The 17,897-nt window shown below is 71.0% G+C and carries 19 protein-coding genes; 6 read left to right on the top strand and 13 right to left on the bottom strand.

Features of this window, described 5'->3' with window-relative positions; all coding sequences use genetic code 11:
* Window positions 1-14: 14 nt before the first annotated feature.
* Window positions 15-665 (bottom strand): sulfite oxidase-like oxidoreductase, encoded by a 651-nt coding sequence (locus NNW99_RS28395; protein WP_215122006.1) that lies wholly within the window; start codon window positions 663-665, stop codon window positions 15-17.
* A 175-nt stretch (window positions 666-840) separates the two neighbouring features.
* Between NNW99_RS28395 and bfr the strand changes: the two genes are divergently transcribed.
* Window positions 841-1,317 carry a bacterioferritin gene (gene bfr / locus NNW99_RS28390; protein ID WP_215122005.1) on the top strand — a complete coding sequence of 159 codons (477 nt, stop codon included), beginning with the start codon at window positions 841-843 and terminating at the stop codon, window positions 1,315-1,317.
* A 7-nt stretch (window positions 1,318-1,324) separates the two neighbouring features.
* Here the strand turns inward: bfr and NNW99_RS28385 are convergent, their stop codons facing one another.
* Window positions 1,325-1,567 (bottom strand): bacterioferritin-associated ferredoxin, encoded by a 243-nt coding sequence (locus tag NNW99_RS28385; RefSeq protein ID WP_251057968.1) that lies wholly within the window; start codon window positions 1,565-1,567, stop codon window positions 1,325-1,327.
* A gap of 147 nt (window positions 1,568-1,714) precedes the next feature.
* The gene (locus tag NNW99_RS28380; protein WP_215122003.1) at window positions 1,715-3,067 is read right to left on the bottom strand and encodes a class II 3-deoxy-7-phosphoheptulonate synthase; all 1,353 of its coding nucleotides are present in this window, start codon (window positions 3,065-3,067) and stop codon (window positions 1,715-1,717) included.
* A gap of 96 nt (window positions 3,068-3,163) precedes the next feature.
* On the opposite strand from NNW99_RS28380, the gene NNW99_RS39210 reads away from it, so the two are divergent.
* Together NNW99_RS39210 and NNW99_RS28375 are read left to right on the top strand one after the other, a co-directional pair.
* Window positions 3,164-3,220, top strand: a complete 57-nt coding sequence (locus tag NNW99_RS39210) for a trp operon leader peptide (RefSeq protein WP_082319877.1) — start codon at window positions 3,164-3,166, stop codon at window positions 3,218-3,220.
* 137 nt (window positions 3,221-3,357) lie between these two features.
* Complete coding sequence (locus tag NNW99_RS28375; RefSeq protein WP_215122002.1) at window positions 3,358-5,214, top strand: anthranilate synthase family protein; 1,857 nt, start codon at window positions 3,358-3,360, stop codon at window positions 5,212-5,214.
* Between the two features lie 39 nt (window positions 5,215-5,253).
* Here NNW99_RS28375 and NNW99_RS28370 read toward each other — a convergent pair whose 3' ends face one another.
* Genes NNW99_RS28370 through NNW99_RS28355 form a run of 4 tightly spaced genes read right to left on the bottom strand, consistent with a single transcriptional unit; the run spans window position 5,254 to window position 9,111 of the window.
* A complete protein-coding gene (locus NNW99_RS28370) occupies window positions 5,254-6,282 on the bottom strand; it encodes a 6-phosphofructokinase (protein WP_215122001.1) in 1,029 nt (342 codons plus the stop codon).
* Between the two features lie 53 nt (window positions 6,283-6,335).
* The gene (locus NNW99_RS28365) at window positions 6,336-7,037 is read right to left on the bottom strand and encodes a response regulator transcription factor (RefSeq protein WP_215122000.1); all 702 of its coding nucleotides are present in this window, start codon (window positions 7,035-7,037) and stop codon (window positions 6,336-6,338) included.
* The gene (gene macS / locus NNW99_RS28360; protein ID WP_215121999.1) at window positions 7,034-8,260 is read right to left on the bottom strand and encodes a MacS family sensor histidine kinase; all 1,227 of its coding nucleotides are present in this window, start codon (window positions 8,258-8,260) and stop codon (window positions 7,034-7,036) included. Before macS ends, NNW99_RS28365 begins: the two co-directional genes overlap by 4 nt.
* 29 nt (window positions 8,261-8,289) lie before the next feature.
* Window positions 8,290-9,111 (bottom strand): 1-acyl-sn-glycerol-3-phosphate acyltransferase, encoded by an 822-nt coding sequence (locus NNW99_RS28355; protein ID WP_215121998.1) that lies wholly within the window; start codon window positions 9,109-9,111, stop codon window positions 8,290-8,292.
* Window positions 9,112-9,313: 202 nt separating this feature from the next.
* Between NNW99_RS28355 and NNW99_RS28350 the strand changes: the two genes are divergently transcribed.
* Window positions 9,314-10,111, top strand: coding sequence for a carboxylesterase (locus tag NNW99_RS28350; protein ID WP_215121997.1), 798 nt, complete (start codon window positions 9,314-9,316; stop codon window positions 10,109-10,111).
* Window positions 10,104-10,736 carry a hypothetical protein gene (locus NNW99_RS28345; protein WP_215121996.1) on the top strand — a complete coding sequence of 211 codons (633 nt, stop codon included), beginning with the start codon at window positions 10,104-10,106 and terminating at the stop codon, window positions 10,734-10,736. Before NNW99_RS28350 ends, NNW99_RS28345 begins: the two co-directional genes overlap by 8 nt.
* On the opposite strand, the gene NNW99_RS28340 is transcribed toward NNW99_RS28345, so the two are convergent.
* The 6 genes from NNW99_RS28340 to NNW99_RS28315 all read right to left on the bottom strand — a co-directional run bounded on the left by NNW99_RS28340 (window position 10,733) and on the right by NNW99_RS28315 (window position 15,757).
* Window positions 10,733-11,479 carry an endonuclease/exonuclease/phosphatase family protein gene (locus tag NNW99_RS28340; RefSeq protein ID WP_215121995.1) on the bottom strand — a complete coding sequence of 249 codons (747 nt, stop codon included), beginning with the start codon at window positions 11,477-11,479 and terminating at the stop codon, window positions 10,733-10,735. The genes NNW99_RS28345 and NNW99_RS28340 overlap by 4 nt on opposite strands.
* 109 nt (window positions 11,480-11,588) lie before the next feature.
* Window positions 11,589-12,542 carry an ROK family glucokinase gene (locus tag NNW99_RS28335; protein ID WP_215121994.1) on the bottom strand — a complete coding sequence of 318 codons (954 nt, stop codon included), beginning with the start codon at window positions 12,540-12,542 and terminating at the stop codon, window positions 11,589-11,591.
* A 71-nt stretch (window positions 12,543-12,613) separates the two neighbouring features.
* Window positions 12,614-13,114, bottom strand: a complete 501-nt coding sequence (locus NNW99_RS28330; RefSeq protein ID WP_189729155.1) for a DUF5304 domain-containing protein — start codon at window positions 13,112-13,114, stop codon at window positions 12,614-12,616.
* Window positions 13,115-13,171: 57 nt separating this feature from the next.
* Window positions 13,172-14,341 carry an ArsA family ATPase gene (locus tag NNW99_RS28325; RefSeq protein ID WP_215121993.1) on the bottom strand — a complete coding sequence of 390 codons (1,170 nt, stop codon included), beginning with the start codon at window positions 14,339-14,341 and terminating at the stop codon, window positions 13,172-13,174.
* A 111-nt stretch (window positions 14,342-14,452) separates the two neighbouring features.
* Window positions 14,453-14,890, bottom strand: a complete 438-nt coding sequence (locus NNW99_RS28320) for an SRPBCC family protein (protein ID WP_184596455.1) — start codon at window positions 14,888-14,890, stop codon at window positions 14,453-14,455.
* A 111-nt stretch (window positions 14,891-15,001) separates the two neighbouring features.
* Complete coding sequence (locus tag NNW99_RS28315; RefSeq protein WP_215124498.1) at window positions 15,002-15,757, bottom strand: metallophosphoesterase; 756 nt, start codon at window positions 15,755-15,757, stop codon at window positions 15,002-15,004.
* Window positions 15,758-16,094: 337 nt separating this feature from the next.
* On the opposite strand from NNW99_RS28315, the gene NNW99_RS28310 reads away from it, so the two are divergent.
* On the top strand, window positions 16,095-17,891 hold the full coding sequence (locus NNW99_RS28310; RefSeq protein ID WP_215121992.1) for a long-chain fatty acid--CoA ligase: 1,797 nt from the start codon (window positions 16,095-16,097) through the stop codon (window positions 17,889-17,891).
* The last annotated feature ends 6 nt before the right edge of the window (window positions 17,892-17,897 follow it).

The raw sequence follows: 17,897 nt of genomic DNA, 5'->3' as shown, positions 1-17,897 counted from the left end.
CTGACGGCCTCGGATCAGAGGTCGGGGCCGTCCCCGGGCTCCTCCTGGTACGAGTAGCGCTGCTCCTGCCACGGGTCGCCGACGTTGTGGTAGCCGCGCTCCTCCCAGAAACCGCGCCGGTCTGCGGTCATGTACTCCACGCCGCGCACCCACTTGGGGCCCTTCCAGGCGTAGAGGTGGGGCACGATCAGGCGCAGCGGGAAGCCGTGCTCGGCGGTGAGGAGTTCGCCGTCCTTGTGGGTGGCGAACAGGGCCTGCTCGGAGGCGAAGTCGGACAGCCGCAGGTTGGAGCTGAAGCCGTACTCGGCCCACACCATCACATGGGTGACGTCGTCCGCGGGCGGAGCGATGTCGAGGATGGTGCGCGCGGGGACGCCTCCCCATTCGGCGCCCAGCATGCTGAACTTCGTGACGCAATGCAGATCGGCCACGACAGTGGTGTACGGCAGGGCCGTGAACTCCTCGTGGGTCCAGCAGTGCTTGCCGCCGCCGGCGGTGGCGCCGAAGACCCTGAACTCCCAGCGCTCGGGCCGGAACTTGGGGACGGGCCCGTAGTGCGTGACCGGCCAGCCGCGCTGCAATCGCTGTCCCGGCGGAAGCCCGGGCTGCGTCGCTCCCGCCGAATCGCGCCCTTCTCCCGATTCGCGTCCCACCGGCTGACCCATGGGTCCATCCTGACAGACCTGGGGTGATGCCCTTGACCCGGGCCATCTCAAAACGGGGCATTACGAACTAAGCATGCCCTAACTTACTAAGTGAAGACTTACTGGACGATCTTCTTCCGCGGTGGAATCATGCGGCGCAACCTGCCAGTTCTTACGCGTGGAAGGAGCCTCTGCGATGCAGGGCGACCCCGAGGTCCTCGAATTCCTGAACGAGCAGTTGACCGGCGAGCTGACGGCGATCAACCAGTACTGGCTGCACTACCGGATCCAGGACAACAAAGGCTGGACCAAGCTCGCCAAGTACACGCGTGAAGAGTCCATCGATGAGATGAAGCACGCGGACAAGATCACCGAGCGCATCCTCATGCTGGACGGTCTGCCCAACTACCAGCGGCTCTTCCATGTCCGGGTCGGGCAGACGGTGACCGAGATGTTCCAGGCCGACCGACAGGTCGAGGTCGAGGCGATCGACCGCCTCAAGCGGGGCATCGAGGTGATGCGCACCAAGGGCGACATCACGTCCGCGAACCTCTTCGAGTCGATCCTCGAGGACGAGGAGCACCACATCGACTATCTGGACACGCAGCTGGAGCTCATCGAGAAGCTCGGTGAGGCGCTGTACCTCGCGCAGCAGATCGAGCAGCCGAGCTAGGACCCGCCTAGGCGGCGTCCTCCAGATCCGACAGGTCCGAGAGAACCGGTTCGCCCCGGTCGGCCATGTCCCGGCGAGGGCACGCGCCCCTGCCGAGGAGCGCCTGGATACGGCGTACGCACGACCCGCAGTCGGTGCCCGCCTTGCAGGCGGAGGCTATCTGGCGGGGGGTGCAGGCGCCGCTGTCCGCGTGCTGCTTGACCTGCTGCTCGGTGATCCCGAAGCAACTGCAGATGTACACGCGGCTCACCTCCCGGCGGGGTTTCGTTCCTGGTGCCGTCCCGTTGATCGGTGAGGCTAACCTAACCTTACCCGCCGGGCCGGAGCCACAAAAGTGGAGAGGGGCGCGGATCCTGTGATCCGCGCCCCAGTCCATGCCCGGTAACAGGCGAGCCCGCTACTGGTCCCTGTACATCTCGGCCACGAGGAACGCCAGGTCGAGCGACTGGCTGCGGTTGAGCCGCGGGTCGCAGGCCGTCTCGTAGCGCTGGTGCAGATCGTCGACGAAGATCTCGTCGCCGCCGCCCACGCACTCGGTGACGTCGTCGCCGGTCAGCTCCACGTGGATGCCGCCCGGGTGGGTGCCGAGGGCCTTGTGGACCTCGAAGAAGCCCTTGACCTCGTCGAGCACGTCGTCGAAGCGGCGGGTCTTGTGTCCGGAGGCCGCCTCGAAGGTGTTGCCGTGCATCGGGTCGGTCACCCAGGCCACGGTGGCGCCCGAGGCGGTGACCTTCTCCACCAGCTCGGGGAGCTTGTCCCGGACCTTGTCGGCGCCCATGCGGACGATGAAGGTCAGCCGGCCCGGCTCACGCTCCGGGTCGAGGCTCTCGATGTACTGCAGCGCGTCCTCGGCCGTGGTCGTCGGGCCCAGCTTGATGCCGATCGGGTTGCGGATCTTCGAGGCGAACTCGACATGCGCGTGGTCCAGCTGCCGGGTGCGCTCGCCGATCCACACCATGTGCCCGGAGACGTCGTACAGCTGCCCGGTGCGCGAGTCGACCCGGGTCAGGGCGGACTCGTAGTCGAGCAGCAGCGCCTCGTGCGAGGAGTAGAACTCGACGGTCTTGAACTCCTCCGGGTCGGCCCCGCAGGCGTGCATGAAGTTCAGTGCCTGGTCGATCTCGCGGGCCAGCTGCTCGTAGCGCTGTCCCGAGGGGGACGACTTCACGAAGTCCTGGTTCCAGGCGTGCACCTGGCGCAGGTCGGCGTAGCCGCCGGTGGTGAAGGCGCGCACCAGGTTCAGCGTGGAGGCCGACGCGTGGTACATCCGCTTCAGGCGCTCGGGGTCCGGGATGCGGGCGGCCTCGTTGAACTCGAAGCCGTTGACCGAGTCGCCGCGGTAGGTCGGCAGGGTCACGCCGTCGCGGGTCTCGGTGCCCTTGGAGCGCGGCTTGGAGTACTGGCCGGCGATCCGGCCGACCTTCACCACGGGCACGGACGCGGCGTACGTCAGCACGGCGCCCATCTGGAGCAGCGTCTTCAGCTTGTTGCGGATGTGGTCCGCGGACACCGCGTCGAAGGCCTCGGCGCAGTCGCCGCCCTGAAGGAGGAACGCCTCTCCCTTGGCGACGGCCGCCATCCGGGCGCGCAGCTGATCGCACTCGCCCGCGAAGACGAGCGGCGGATACGACTCGAGGTCCGCAACGACTGCGCGCAGAGCCTCGGTGTCGGGGTACTCGGGCTGCTGCGCCGCGGGCAGGTCTCGCCAGGTGTTGCCAGCACTCGCGCTGGTCTTAGCGTTCACGGTCACGACCTCAACATTACGGGGTCGTGTCGGGCGTCCTGACCCATGCCCAGCAATTGAGACACGGCGTACGCTCCTCGGACATGGGGTAGGGTGCGCTGCATGTTCGCGCATTCGATCCAGACCTGGTGGTGGACCGCTCATCCGGCGGCCCACTGACTGCGCGTACGACTGACTTCGCGAAGGCCGCCCGAGGGGCGGCCTTCGGCGTTTCCGGGGTCCGTTCCTCACCGACATCGATCCGCATCGATTACCGACGTCGATCGGCATCGATCGACATCAACGGAAGAGGAACCATGGACCTGGCACAGCTCCTTCACGATCCGCGCCCCTTCGCGCTGCTGCGCCGCCGCACCCCGGGCCAGGACCATGATCAGGTCGAGGTCCTGATCGGCCCGGTCGCCACCTGCGACCGGCTCGCCGACCTCCCCGACGAGGGCCTCGCGCTCGTCCCCTTCCGGCAGATCCGTGAGCGCGGCTTCGACGTCCGCGACGACGGCACGCCCCTGGCGGTGCTGACGCCCGAGGAGTCCTGCGAGATCCCGCTGGCCGAGGCCCTGGACCAGCTCCCGGGGCATGACGTGCGGGTCGAGGGCGGCGGCTTCGACGTCGGCGACGAGGAGTACGCGGAGATCGTCGGGCGGGTGCTGCGGGAGGAGATCGGGCGCGGCGAGGGCGCGAACTTCGTGATCAGGCGCACATACGAGGGGGAGATCCCCGGGTTCGGGCGGGCCGACGCGCTGGCTCTGTTCCGGCGGCTGCTGGAGGGCGAGCGGGGCGCGTACTGGACGTTCGTCGTGCACACCGGGGACCGGACGCTGGTCGGGGCGAGCCCGGAGGTGCATGTCCGGATGTCCGGCGGCACGGTCGTCATGAACCCGATCAGCGGCACCTACCGCTACCCCGCCGAGGGGCCGACCCCCGAGCATCTGCTCGGCTTCCTCGCCGACGGCAAGGAGATCGAGGAGCTGTCGATGGTCGTCGACGAGGAGCTCAAGATGATGTGCACCGTCGGCGACATGGGCGGCGTCGTGGTCGGACCCCGGCTGAAGGAGATGGCGCACCTCGCGCACACCGAGTACGAGCTGCGCGGGAAGTCCTCGCTGGATGTGCGGGAGGTGCTGAAGGAGACGATGTTCGCGGCGACCGTCACCGGCTCGCCGGTGCAGAACGCCTGCCGGGTGATCGAGCGGCACGAGACCGGAGGACGGGGCTACTACGCCGGGGCGCTGGCCCTCATCGGGCGGGACTCCGGCGGGGCGCAGACCCTGGACTCCCCCATCCTCATCCGTACCGCCGACATCGACGCGGACGGCGGTCTGCGGGTGCCGGTGGGCGCCACGCTCGTGCGCGGGTCGGACCCCGAGGGCGAGGTCGCGGAGACCCATGCGAAGGCGGCGGGCGTGCTGGCGGCCCTGGGTGTACGGCCGGGCAGGCCGCGTGCGGAGTCCGTGCGGCCGAAGCTGGCCGAGGATCCACGCGTGCGTGCCGCGCTCGACGGGCGCCGGGCGTCGCTGGCGCCGTTCTGGCTGCGGATGCAGGAGCGCTCCGAGGGGCTCGCCGGGCACGCCCTGGTCGTCGACGGCGAGGACACCTTCACGGCGATGCTCGCGCACCTGCTGCGGTCGAACGGCCTGGAGGTGACCGTCCGGCGCTACGACGAGGCGGGGCTGCGGGAGGCGGTGCTCGCGCACGAGGGGCCGGTCGTGCTCGGCCCCGGCCCGGGTGACCCCGCCGATCTCACCGGCCCCAAGATGCGGATCCTGCGCGGCCTCACCGCCGAGGTCATCCGCGGCCATGCGCACGGGGTCCTCGGCGTCTGCCTCGGGCACGAGCTGATCGCGGCCGAGCTGGGGCTGGAGATCGTACGGAAGGACGTGCCGTACCAGGGCGCGCAGACGGAGATCGAGCTGTTCGGGCGGCGCGAGACCGTCGGCTTCTACAACAGCTTCGTGGCGCGCTGCGACGAGGAGGCCCACCAGGAGCTGGCCGCGCACGGCGTCGAGGTCAGCCGGGCCGCGAACGGCGAGGTGCACGCGATGCGCGGGCCCGGGTTCGCCGGGGTGCAGTTCCATCCGGAGTCGATCCTGACGCTGAACGGCGCGGCGGTCGTACGGGAGCTGGTGGGGCAGTTGCGCAACACGACCGTGTAGCCGTCCGGGGGCCGGCGCCCCCGGACGTCCGTGTCCCGGTCAGCCGAAGAAGACGCCGACCTCCTCGTACAGCGTGGGGTCCACCGTCTTCAGGCGGGCCGTCGCGTCGGCGATCGGGACCCGGACGATGTCCGTGCCGCGCAGGGCGACCATCGTGCCGAAGTCGCCGTCGCGGACGCAGTCGATGGCGTGCAGGCCGAAGCGGGTGGCGAGCCAGCGGTCGAAGGCGCTGGGGGTGCCGCCGCGCTGGACATGGCCCAGGACGGTGGTGCGGGCCTCCTTGCCCGTGCGCTTCTCGATCTGCTTGGCCAGCCACTCGCCGACGCCGGAGAGGCGGACGTGCCCGAAGGAGTCCAGCGACTGGTCCTTGAGAACCATGTCGCCGTCCTTCGGCATCGCCCCCTCGGCGATGACGACGATCGGCGCGTACGACGCCTTGAAGCGGGACGTCACCCAGGCGCAGACCTGCTCGACGTCGAAGCGCTGCTCGGGGATGAGGATGACGTTCGCCCCGCCGGCCAGGCCCGAGTGGAGGGCGATCCACCCGGCGTGCCGGCCCATCACCTCGACGACCAGGACCCGCATATGGGACTCGGCGGTGGTGTGCAGCCGGTCGATCGCCTCGGTCGCGATGCCGACCGCGGTGTCGAAGCCGAAGGTGTAGTCGGTGGCGGACAGGTCGTTGTCGATGGTCTTCGGGACGCCGACACAGGGCACGCCGTGGTCGTCGGACAGCCGGGCGGCCACGCCCAGGGTGTCCTCGCCGCCGATGGCGATGAGCGCCTCGACCTCCAGCGCGGCGAGGTTGTCCTTGATACGGCGGATGCCGTTCTCCTCCTTCAGCGGGTTGGTCCGCGAGGAGCCGAGGACGGTGCCGCCGCGGGGCAGGATGCCGCGCACGGCGGGGATGTCGAGCCGGACGGTGTCGCCTTCCAGGGGTCCTCGCCAGCCGTCCCGGAAGCCGGTGAAGTCGTAGCCGTACTCCTGCACGCCCTTGCGGACGATCGCCCGGATGACGGCGTTGAGGCCGGGGCAGTCGCCGCCTCCGGTCAGTACTCCGACGCGCATGGAACAGTCCCTTCGCCGCAGGTGCCTGACGAAGGGTCAGTGTGACGTGCGCCTCACTCGTCGTCGAGGCCGCGCTCTATCGCGTACCTGACGAGCTCGACCCGGTTGTGCAACTGGAGCTTGCCGAGGGTGTTCTGGACGTGGTTCTGCACCGTGCGGTGGGAGATGACCAGGCGTTCGGCGATCTGCTTGTAGCTCAGGCCCTTGGCGACCAGGCGCAGCACCTCGGTCTCGCGGTCCGTGAGCCGGGGCGCCTTCGGTTCGTCGGTGTCGGGGGCGGGGGCGGGTTCGGAGGCCAGGCGGCGGTACTCGCCGAGGACCAGTCCGGCGAGGCCGGGGGTGAAGACCGGGTCGCCGACGGCCGTACGGCGCACCGCGTCCTGGAGTTCCCCGGTGGAGGCCGACTTCAGCAGGTAGCCGGTCGCGCCGGACTTCACGGCCTCCAGGACGTCGGCGTGCTCACCGCTCGCGGACAGCACGAGGACGCGCAGCGCGGGGTTGGCGGCGACGACCTCCTTGCAGACCTGGACGCCGGGCTTGGCGGGCAGGTTCAGGTCCAGCACGAGGACGTCGGGTGCGGCGGCCTTGGCGCGGCGCACGGCCTGGTCGCCGTCGCCCGCGGTGGCGACCACCTCGAAGCCCGACTCGGCCAGGTCACGGGCGACGGCGTCGCGCCACATGGGGTGGTCGTCGACGACCATGACCTTGATGGGGTCCTTCGCCGGGTCCCGCGGGTTCTCCGTGGTGTCCGTCATGGCCGCTCCGCCTTCCCCCGTGCGTCCGTCACTGCTTTCGGTACCTTCAGCTCGACCTCCGTGCCCTGGCCCGGCACCGAGATCAGCTCCGCGCTGCCGCCGAGGTCGCGCAGCCGGCCGCGGATCGACAGGGCGACACCGAGCCGCCCCTCGCCCTCGGCCTCGGCGAGCCGGCCCTGCGGGATGCCGGGGCCGTCGTCCCGGACGGTGACGATCACCTCGTCCGGCTCGTCCTCGACCAGGATCCACGCGCGCGCCTGCTCCCCGGCGTGCCTGCGGACATTGTCCAGGGCGGCCCCGACGGCCGCGGCCACCTCGCGGGCGGCGACCGGGGTCAGCGGCACGGGCGCGCCGGGCTCGGCGAGGCTGACCCTGGCCCCGGCGTACGGCGCGAGCAGGGCGCGCAGGTCGACGGGGCCGCTGTCCTGCGGCTCCTCCTCGACCGTCCGGACGACCGCGCCCTCGGCGGCGTCCTCCGAGACCCGGGAGACGGGCACGAGCCCGCCGGAGACCAGGGTGCGCAGCGCGACCTCCTGCTCGCCCGCCATCCGGCCCAGCTCGGCCGCCTCGCCGCCGATCACCGCCCCGCGCCGCTGCACCATCGCCAGCACCTGGAGCACGCTGTCGTGGATGTCCCGGGCGAGCCGCTCCCGCTCCCGGGTGGCGGCCTCGATCTCCAGGGCGCGGGCGAGGGTGCGCTCGGAGGCGCGGGCGACCTCGACGACGTAGCCGATGGCGACGGAGGCGATGCAGACGAGGATGACGTTGTGGACGGTGTCGCGGGCCGGGGTGCCGCGCTCGACCAGGTTGGCCACGGCCACGAGGCCGGAGGCGAGGGCCGCCCAGCGCCAGCCGCCCTTGACCGCGAAGGCGAGGACGGCTCCGGCGGTCCAGATCGACGGCAGGGTCGGGCCGCCGGCCTGGACCCGCTCGTGGGCGTCGGCGACGGGCGTGAGCATGATGCCGGTGATCGCGATGGTGAGGTCGGCGGCGAGGAACCGCTTGGTGCAGCCGGCGGCGTTCGCGACCCGGGGCAGGGTGGCCAGGGTCCACACGCTCAGCACGGCGTAGTAGGCGACGGCGACCCAGGGGCGGGTGAACTCGTCGTAGGCGGTGGCGAACAGGCCGACCGCGTACAGCATCGTGAGCACCCGGTAGCCGGACAGGGCACGCCACAGCGGCAGCTCGACCGACATCCTCATGACTCGCTCGCGCTTGGCCATCTCCCCCGCCCCCCGGCGTCGAGCCCCGACTAGGGCTCGGTCCGCCGCTGCTCCGTCTGGTCCTTCTCGGCCCGGTCCTTCTCGGCCTGCTCGCGCTCGGCCTTCTCCTTCGCGGCCTGTTCCTTCTCCGCCCGCGCGAGGGCGGCCTTCGCCGCCTTCTCGGCTTCCTTGTCCGCCTTCGCCGCGTCCGCGATCTGCCGCTTCATGGCCGTGGCGTACATGTCGACGTACTCCTGGCCGGAGAGCTTCATGATCTCGTACATGACCTCGTCGGTCACCGCGCGCAGCACGAAACGGTCGTGCTCCATGCCCTGGTAGCGGCTGAAGTCCAGGGGCTTGCCGATCCGGATGCCCGGGCGCATCAGCTTGGGCATGACCTTGCCGGGCGGCTGGATCTTCTCCGTGTCGATCATCGCGACGGGCAGGACGGGGGCGCCGGTGGCGAGGGCCACGCGCGCGAGGCCGCCCGGCTTGCCCCGGTAGAGCCGGCCGTCGGGCGAGCGCGTCCCCTCCGGGTAGATCCCGAACAGCTCGCCCCGCTCCAGCACCTCTATGCCGCTCTTGATGGCGGCCTCACCCGCGCCGCGCGCACCGGAGCGGTCCACGGGGAGCTGGCCGACGCCCTTGAAGAACGCGGCCGTCATCCGGCCCTTCACCCCGGGCGTCGTGAAGTACTCCGCCTTCGCGATGAACGTGACCTTGCGGTCCAGGACCGCGGGCAGGAAGAACGAGTCCGAGAAGGACAGGTGGTTGCTCGCCAGGATCGCGGCGCCCTCTGCGGGAACGTTCTCCAGGCCTTCCACCCAGGGCCTGAAGGCGACCTTCAGCGGTCCCCCAACAGCGACCTTCATCGCGCCGTACAACAACCGAGTGCCTCCTGTATGTGTCGGTCAGACCATAACCCGGAGCGCTGTCAAAGGCGCCGACGGCCCTGGTCGGTGTCAGTGCGGTCGCGTACGGTGAAGGTCCCGCGAACGACGTGCGACCCCCTCCATGACGTTCCGTGACATTCCGTGATCGTGTCAGTCCCTTCTCACGACCAGGAGGCCGAAGGTGCCGGTCCTTTCCGGAGCCGAGCCGTTTCGCCACGAGGGCGGGGAGGTCGCCGTCCTCCTCTGCCACGGTTTCACCGGATCACCGCAGTCGCTGCGCCCCTGGGCGGAGCATCTCGCCGAGCGCGGCCTGACCGTCTCCCTGCCGCTGCTGCCCGGGCACGGCACCCGCTGGGAGGACCTGCGGATCACCGGCTGGCAGGACTGGTACGCGGAGGTGGACCGCGAGCTGCGCCTGCTGTGCGAGCGCCGTGAGCAGGTGTTCGTGGCCGGTCTGTCCATGGGCGGCGCCCTGGCCCTGCGCCTCGCCGCGAAGCACGGCGGCGCCGTGAGCGGCGTGGTGGTCGTCAACCCCGCGAACAAGGTGCACGGGCTGGCGGCGCACGCGCTCCCGGTGGTCCGCCACCTCGTCCCCGCGACGAAGGGCATCGCCAGCGACATCGCCAAGCCGGACAGCCGGGAGCTGGGCTACGACCGGGTCCCGCTGCACGCGGCGCACTCCCTGCGCCAGTTCTTCCGGATGACCGACGGCGAGCTGCCGCAGGTCACCCAGCCGGTGCTGCTGCTGCGCAGCCCGCAGGACCATGTGGTGCCGCCCGCCGACTCGGCCCGCATCCTCAGCCGCATCTCCTCGACGGATGTGAAAGAGGTCATCCTGGAACAGAGCTACCACGTCGCCACGTTGGACCATGACGCGGACCGGATCTTCGAGGAGAGCGTCGACTTCATCGGCCGGCTCGCGTCCGGCCTCGGCAAGGGGCCCGGTCTCGGCAAGGAAGGGACGACCGCAGGTGGCTGAGCACGACTCGGACCGCGAGGACCGCGAGGGCCGTGAGCCGGACGAACAGGGCGTCCCGTTCGACGAGGAGGCCGCCTGGGCCGCGATCGTCGCCGCGTACGGCGAGGAGCCGCCGGACCCGCCGGGCGCCAAGCCGTTCAAGTCGATCGAGGACCTGGCGCTGCCGGCGACCGGGACCAACGACGACCGGGTGGACACGGCCGGGGCGGCCGGGGAGGCGGTCAAGCCCGCCGAGCCCGAGGAGGCCGCGAAGCCCGGGGACAAGCCGGTCGAGCCGGTCACCCCGCTGGGCGGCTCGGTCTCCTTCGCGCCCGGTGTCGGACCGCGCGACTACTCCGTGCCCGAGCCCGCCGAGGAGGACTTCGACGAGGACGACGAGGGCCACTTCGTGCCGCCCGAGCCGCCCCCGCTGCCGACGGCCGACGTCACCGCGAAGTTCGCCTGGCTGGGCGTGCTCGGCGGGCCGGTCCTGCTGCTGCTGGCCGTGGTGCTCGGCTGGGAGATGGAGTGGTGGCTGGCCACGGCGGGGATCGGCGGTTTCCTCGGCGGGTTCGCGACGCTGGTGATGCGGATGCGGACGGACGACGAGGACGACGAGGATCCGGGGCGCGGGGCGGTCGTCTAACCGGCTGGGATTCTGAGGGCGGCGAGGACCGGGAGATGGTCCGTGGCCGCCCTCAGGTCTGTCCCGGTCACCCCGGGGAGTCCGTCCGGCACGCCGCAGCCCAGCACCTCGATGCCCTTGGTCGCGAAGATCGCGTCGATGCGCTGGTAGGGGTCGGCGGGGGTCCAGGTGTGCTCGCCGCCCCAGGGCGCGGCGGCCCGGCAGTCGGTGAGCTGCTCGGTCAGCAGGCGGAAGGTGCGGCCGTCGGGGCGCTCGTTCAGGTCGCCGCCCGCGATCGCGTGCTCCACGCCCATCCCGGCGAGCCGGTCCAGGAGCATGCCGCCCTGCTCGTGGCGCTCGTCCTTCTGCAACGAGAGATGGCAGCTCAGGACGCCGATCCGGGTGCCGGCGAAGCGGACGACGGCGGTGGCGAAGCCGCGGCGGTGCAGGCCGGGGGTGGGGGGCAGGAGGATGTCCTCGGTGCGTTCCACCCCCGCCCGGAGCGAACTGAGGATCGCCGGTCCGGTGGTGGTGGCTCCGCCGGTGACGATCACCAGGTCGGCCGCGCGGGCCAGGCGGGCGAGTTTCTTGCGCCAGCGGAAGAAGCGGGGGGCTTCCTGGACGAGGACCAGGTCGGGTTCGCATGCCCTGATGACGCGGGCCAGGGCGGCGGTGTCGTCGCGCATCGAGCGGATGTTGTAGGTGAGGACCCTGATGACCGCGGAACCGTCGGGTTCGGTACGGGAGTTGGGGAGCGGCGGCATGTTGGTCAATTTACGCCCAATGGGGCGGGGCGCGGGGATTGTGCGCGAGTGCCGGTTGTTCGTGGCTGGTCGCGCAGTTCCCCGCGCCCCTGAAGACAAAGGCAGGGCATTACATGATCGGGTCGGGTTCCCTTGCCAGGTCCGCTGCTCCTACCAGGCCTGCCTTGTTGCCCAGTTCGGCCGCTCTTACCTCCGCGACCGGGCGCCAGTTGCCGCCGACCAGCCAGCGCTTGTAGGACTTGCGGATCGGGCCGAGGACCAGTTCGCCCTCGTCGGAGAGGCCGCCGCCCACGATGAACGCGGAGGGGTCGAACAGGGAGGCGAGGTCGGCGAGGCCCGCGCCGACCCAGCGGGCCAGTTCGCGGTAGGAGTCGACGGCCACGCGGTCGCCCTGGCGGGCGGCCATGGAGATGTGCTTGCCCTCGATGCCCTCGGGCGTGCCGTTGCCGAGGCCGAGCAGGATCTCGGCGTTCTCCGGGGTGGCGTTGGCGCGCTGCTTGGCGTACCGGACGAGCGCGCGCCCGGAGGCGTACTGCTCCCAGCAGCCCTGCGAGCCGCAGCCGCACAGCAGGCCGTCCGGCACCATGCGGATGTGGCCGAACTCGGCGGCCACGCCGAAGTGCCCGCGGCGCAGCTTGTTGCCGATGATGATGCCGCCGCCGAGGCCGGTGCCCAGGGTGATGCAGATGACGTTGCGGTGGCCCTTGCCGCCGCCGAACTTGTACTCGCCCCACGCCGCGGCGTTCGCGTCGTTCTCGACGACCACCGGAAGGCCCACACGGGCCTCGACCTTCTCCTTGAGCGGCTCGTTGCGCCAGTGGATGTTAGGCGCGAAGTAGACCTCGGAGCGCTGCCGGTTCACATAGCCGGCGGCGCCGATGCCCACGCCGACGATGTCGTGTCCGACGCGCGCGCCTTCCACCGCCGAGGCGATGGCGTCCACGATGCCCTCGGCCGTGCCCGGGGTCGGCACCTTGTGGGTCGAGAGGATGTTGCCTTCCTCATCGACCACGCCGGCCGCGATCTTCGTGCCGCCGATGTCGACGCCGATGGTGAGTCCCATGAATCCCTCAGTTTCGGTCGAGCCCCGCTACGGCCAACGGTACCCGAGAGGCCGGGGGCTCGGCCGGGGGCTCAGTCCAGGTCGATGCGCTCTCCGGGGCCGTCGTCGTCGCCCCGGTCACGGCGTTCGTCCAGGTCACGGGGATCGGTGTCGTCGTCGCGGCCGGTCCAGCGCCGCTCCTGGGCCTGGACGGCGGAGCGGTAGGCGGCGAGCAGTTCGTTCCCGGCCGCCGCCAGGTGGTCGAAGACGTCCGGGTTGCGCTCGATGACGGGTTCCACGGCGTCCTTGGCCTGCTGGACGACCTGGCGGACGACCTGCTGGGCGGCGGGCCCGGCGACCGCGCCGAACAGCGGGGACTCGAGGCCGGACAGCTTGTCCGCGACGGCGTCGACGAGCTTCTTCAGTTCCTCGGCCGCGGAGCCCGGGGGCGGGCCGTACTCGGCGCGGCGGCGGGCCTTCTCCGCCTCGAGGTCCTCGGCGCACGCGGTCGCCCAGGCGTCGGCGTCGGTCGCCCGTACCTCGTCCACGGCCTCTTCGCGGGCGGCGTCGGACGGGGGGAGCTCTTCGCTCATGACGGACTCCTGACTACGGTTCGTCCCTACGACGTTACCCGAACGGGCGTACCGCGCTCACCGGGCCTTCGGCCACAGTTTCGGGTCGGGTGCGAAGCGGATGCGCAGCTCGCCCTCGCGCAGAGCGGCCCCGTCGACGGTGCAGCGGCGCAGCGCGGAGGGCAGCGGGACGATACGGCGGAACCGCCCCGCGGTGACGACCAGTTCGTCGCCTCGCCGGACGAGGTCCAGTTCCTCGCGTATGGCGCCGGGCAGCGGGATGTGCCAGACGAGCACACCGTCCTCGCCGAGCCGGTCGGTCACGGGCCATTCGGCCGGGGCGCCGGTGGGCTCGGCGCCGGGCGCCGCGAGGGCGGTGAGGTCGTCGGTGCCGCGCGGGTCGTGTCCGAGATGGGTGACGGTGCGCACGTCGTACGCCTCCCGCCACTCCTCCAGTGTCTTGCGCTGCTGGGCGACCGGCCCGGCGAGCCAGGTGTCCGGGGACGCCTCGGGCAGGACGCGATTGGCGACCACGACGTCGGTGCGCAGACCGCGCAGGGCGAGACCCAGGCCGGCGCCGCGGACGGCGTCGGCACCGGCCGGGCCGGGCTCGGCGACCAGCCGTACGACGGTGTCGCGGTCGGCGACGACCGCCTCCACGGCCGCCAGCTCCAGATCCCAGCGGCCCGCCGTCTCGTACAGCCACTCGGCGGGCATGGGCACGCCGGCGAGCCGTCCCAGCACGGGGCGCAGGGCCCGGGCGGCCTGCCGTTCCGGCGGCAGCAGCCGGCGCAGATAGCGGCGCAGTTCCTCGGGCAGGGCGAGAAGGGCGAGGGCCTGCGGCGTCGGCGGCAGGTCGACGACGAGGAGGTCGTACGACTCCGACAGTGCGGCGTCACGCAGGGCCCGCAGCAGGGCGAGTTCCTCCGCGCCGGGCAGCGGCGTGAGTTCCTCGGGGTCAAGCCGGGAGGCGCCGAGGAGATCCAGGGCGGAGGAGGCACGGTCCTGAAGGGCGGTGAGGTCCTTGCGGAAGTCCTGGGCGGGGTCGGGCCGCCAGGCGGTGAGGCGTGGCGCGGCTTCGACGGGGGTGGGGCCCGTGCCGATCCCCAGCGCGGCACCGAGGGTGTCGGTGCGGTCGGCGCTGAGGACGAGGGTGCGGGTGCCCGCGCGGGCGGCGGTGACCGCGGTGGCAGCGGCGAGCGTGGTACGCCCGCTACCGCCGGGGCCCATGATCAGGATGGTGCGCATGGGAAGGAACGGTAACCGAGTCGCCCCCTAAGGGGCGCGGGGCTGTGTTGAACATGCGGCTCCGCCGCGTGGGCGCGAGCAACCACAGCGCACCGGCACCCGGTCAATCAGCTACGCCGACTCAACGCGCTTCTTCAACCCGGCCAACGCCCGGTCGATGATGACCTTCTCGGCCTTCCGCTTGATCATCCCCAGCATCGGGATCTTGACGTCCACGGTCAGCACGTACGTGACCTCCGTACCCCCCGCCCCGGCCGGCTTGAGGATGTACGAGCCGTCCAGAGACCGCAGCATCTGGGACTTGACCAGCGTCCAGGACACCTCGTTCTCGCCGGTCCAGGTGTACCCGAGCACCTGGTCGTCCTTGATCGCCCCCGCGTCCATGACGAGGCGGACCTGCTCGGCGCGGCCCTGCTCGTCGGTCTTGAGGACCTCCGCCTCCTTCACCTCACCCGTCCAGTCCGGGTAGCGGGCGAAGTCGGAGATGACCGCCATGACGTCGGCCGGGGCTGCCTCGATGGTGATGCTCGAGCTGGTGTGTTCCGCCATCGCCGTGGCTCCTCCAGATACGGGCCGGTAAGACGTCGTCGTGCGCACGTGTGTGCAGCGTGAAGGCTACCGCGCACGGGGCCCGCCGATCTCACCCGACCTGGGGCGTCCTCACCATTCCAGCGCCCAGGGCGTCCCGGTCGCCGCGAAGTGCCCCACGTTCACGCACTCGGTGGCCCCGATCCGCATCCGCCGGGTGAGGGGCTGGTGCACGTGCCCGAACAGGGCGTACCGGGGCCGGGTGCGGTGGATGGCGTCCAGCAGGGCGCGGCTGCCGCGCTCGAAGCGGCGGGCGACGGTGTCGTAGACCAGCTCGGGAACCTCGGGCGGGATGTGGGTGCAGAGCACGTCGACCTCGCCGACGGCCTCGATCTTCGCCGCGTACTCCTCGTCGCTGATCTCGTACGGCGTCCGCATCGGCGTGCGCAGGCCGCCGCCGACGAAGCCGAAGACCCGGCCGCCGATCTCGACGCGCTCGCCGTCGAGGACGGTCGTGCCGGGCCCGGCGTACTCGGGCCACAGCGGCGGCATGTCGACGTTGCCGTAGGTGGCGTACGTAGGGGTGGGGAACGCGGCGAACATCTCGGCGTACTGTCTGCGCACCGCCTTCTCGATCACCGAGGCGCGCTCCGCGCCGACCCCGGCCCACAGCCGGGCCCCGAGTTCCCGCGCCTCCTCGAAGCGGCGGGCGGTGCGCAGGGCCACGAGGCGGTCGGCGTTCTCGACGCCGAACAGGTCGGGGAAGATGCCGCGCGAGTGGTCGGCGTAGTCGAGGAAGAGGACGAGGTCGCCCAGGCAGATCAGGGCGTCGGCGCCCTCGCCGGCCCTGGCCAGGTCACGGGCGTTGCCGTGCACGTCGCTCACCACATGCACGCGTGTCCTGTGGTTTCCGGCTGGTGTGGGTGCCATGGCGATCAAGGGTAGGCCGAGCGCTGTCCTTGTGAACAGTGGCGGTCCTACCTGCGGTTACTGGTCAGTCAGTTAGTACGTGGACTACTGTGCGCGAAGGAATACCCGAGTGTGTGACGCACCGAACATCTCGACAGGACCCCCTGTCGCAGAAGCCATACCGGCGGGTAACGTCCGGGCCGTCCAGTCGTGCTCTGCATTTCAACAAGTGAATGCCTGAGTACCTGCCCGAGCCTTGGACCACACCGTCGCAGCACAACGTCGTGGCGCCGGCGCCCTATGAGGAGCAGCAGTCTTGCGCGAGTTCAGCCTTCCGGCTTTGTACGAGGTCCCTGCGGACGGAAATCTCACCGACATCGTCCGCAGAAACGCCGCGCAGCACCCGGACGTCGCCGTCATCGCCCGCAAGATCGGCGGCACCTGGCAGGACGTCACGGCCACCGCGTTCCTCGCCGAGGTGCACACGGCCGCGAAGGGGCTGATCGCCGCCGGTGTCCAGCCGGGCGACCGGGTCGGGCTGATGTCCCGCACGCGCTACGAGTGGACGCTGCTGGACTTCGCGATCTGGAGCGCGGGCGCGGTGACCGTGCCGGTGTACGAGACCAGTTCGGCGGAGCAGGTGCAGTGGATCCTCGGTGACTCGGGCGCCACCGCGTGCATCGTGGAGTCGGACGCGCACACGGCCGCCGTCGAGTCGGTGCGTGACCGGCTACCGGCGCTGAAACACGTGTGGCAGATCGAGGGCGGCGGCCTCGACGAACTGGGCCGGCTCGGGCAGGACGTCACGGACCGGACGGTCGAGGAGCGCGGCTCGATCGCCAAGGCCGACGACCCGGCGACCATCGTCTACACCTCGGGCACCACCGGCCGCCCCAAGGGCTGTGTGCTCACCCACCGCAGCTTCTTCGCCGAGTGCGGCAACATCGTGGAGCGGCTGCGTCCGCTCTTCCGCACGGGCGAGTGCTCGGTGCTCCTCTTCCTGCCGCTCGCGCACGTCTTCGGGCGGCTGGTGCAGATCGCGCCCATGATGGCGCCGATCAAGCTCGGCTGCGTCCCGGACATCAAGAACCTCACCGACGAGCTGGCCTCGTTCCGCCCGACGCTGATCCTCGGGGTGCCGCGCGTCTTCGAGAAGGTCTACAACTCGGCGCGCGCCAAGGCGCAGGCCGACGGCAAGGACAAGATCTTCGACAAGGCCGCCGACACCGCGATCGCCTACAGCAAGGCGCTGGACACCCCCTCGGGCCCGTCCTTCGGCCTGAAGATCAAGCACAAGACGTTCGACAAGCTCGTCTACAGCAAGCTGCGCGCGGTCCTCGGCGGCCGGGGCGAGTACGCCATCTCCGGCGGCGCCCCGCTGGGCGAGCGCCTCGGCCACTTCTTCCGCGGCATCGGCTTCACGGTCCTGGAGGGCTACGGCCTGACCGAGTCCTGCGCGGCCACCGCGTTCAACCCCTGGGACCGGCAGAAGATCGGCACGGTCGGTCAGCCGCTGCCCGGCTCGGTGGTCCGGATCGCCGACGACGGCGAGGTGCTGCTGCACGGCGAGCACCTGTTCAAGGAGTACTGGAACAACCCCGGCGCGACCGGGGAGGCGCTGGCCGACGGCTGGTTCCACACCGGTGACATCGGCACCCTCGACGAGGACGGCTACCTCAGGATCACCGGCCGCAAGAAGGAGATCATCGTCACCGCGGGCGGCAAGAACGTCGCCCCGGCCGTGATCGAGGACCGCATCCGCGCGCACGCGCTGGTGGCGGAGTGCATGGTGGTGGGCGACGGGCGGCCGTTCGTGGGCGCGCTGGTCACCATCGACGAGGAGTTCCTGGGCCGCTGGTGCGCGGACCACGGCAAGCCGGCGGGTGCCACCGCGGCGTCGCTGTGCGAGGACCCGGACCTGCTGGCCGCGATCCAGGCGGCGATCGACGACGGCAACGCCGCGGTGTCGAAGGCGGAATCGGTGCGGAAGTTCCGCATTCTGTCCTCCCAGTTCACGGAGGAGTCGGGCCACCTGACCCCCTCACTGAAGCTGAAGCGGAACGTGGTGGCGAAGGACTACGCGCACGAGGTCGAGGCGATCTACGCCAAGTAGTGCGCG

Origin of the sequence: Streptomyces sp. CRCS-T-1 (assembly GCF_024442335.1) — a bacterium.
GTDB lineage: Bacteria > Actinomycetota > Actinomycetes > Streptomycetales > Streptomycetaceae > Streptomyces > Streptomyces koelreuteriae.
The sequence above is the reverse complement of the archived record's forward strand: the minus strand, read 5'-3'. Positions and strand labels throughout refer to the sequence as shown.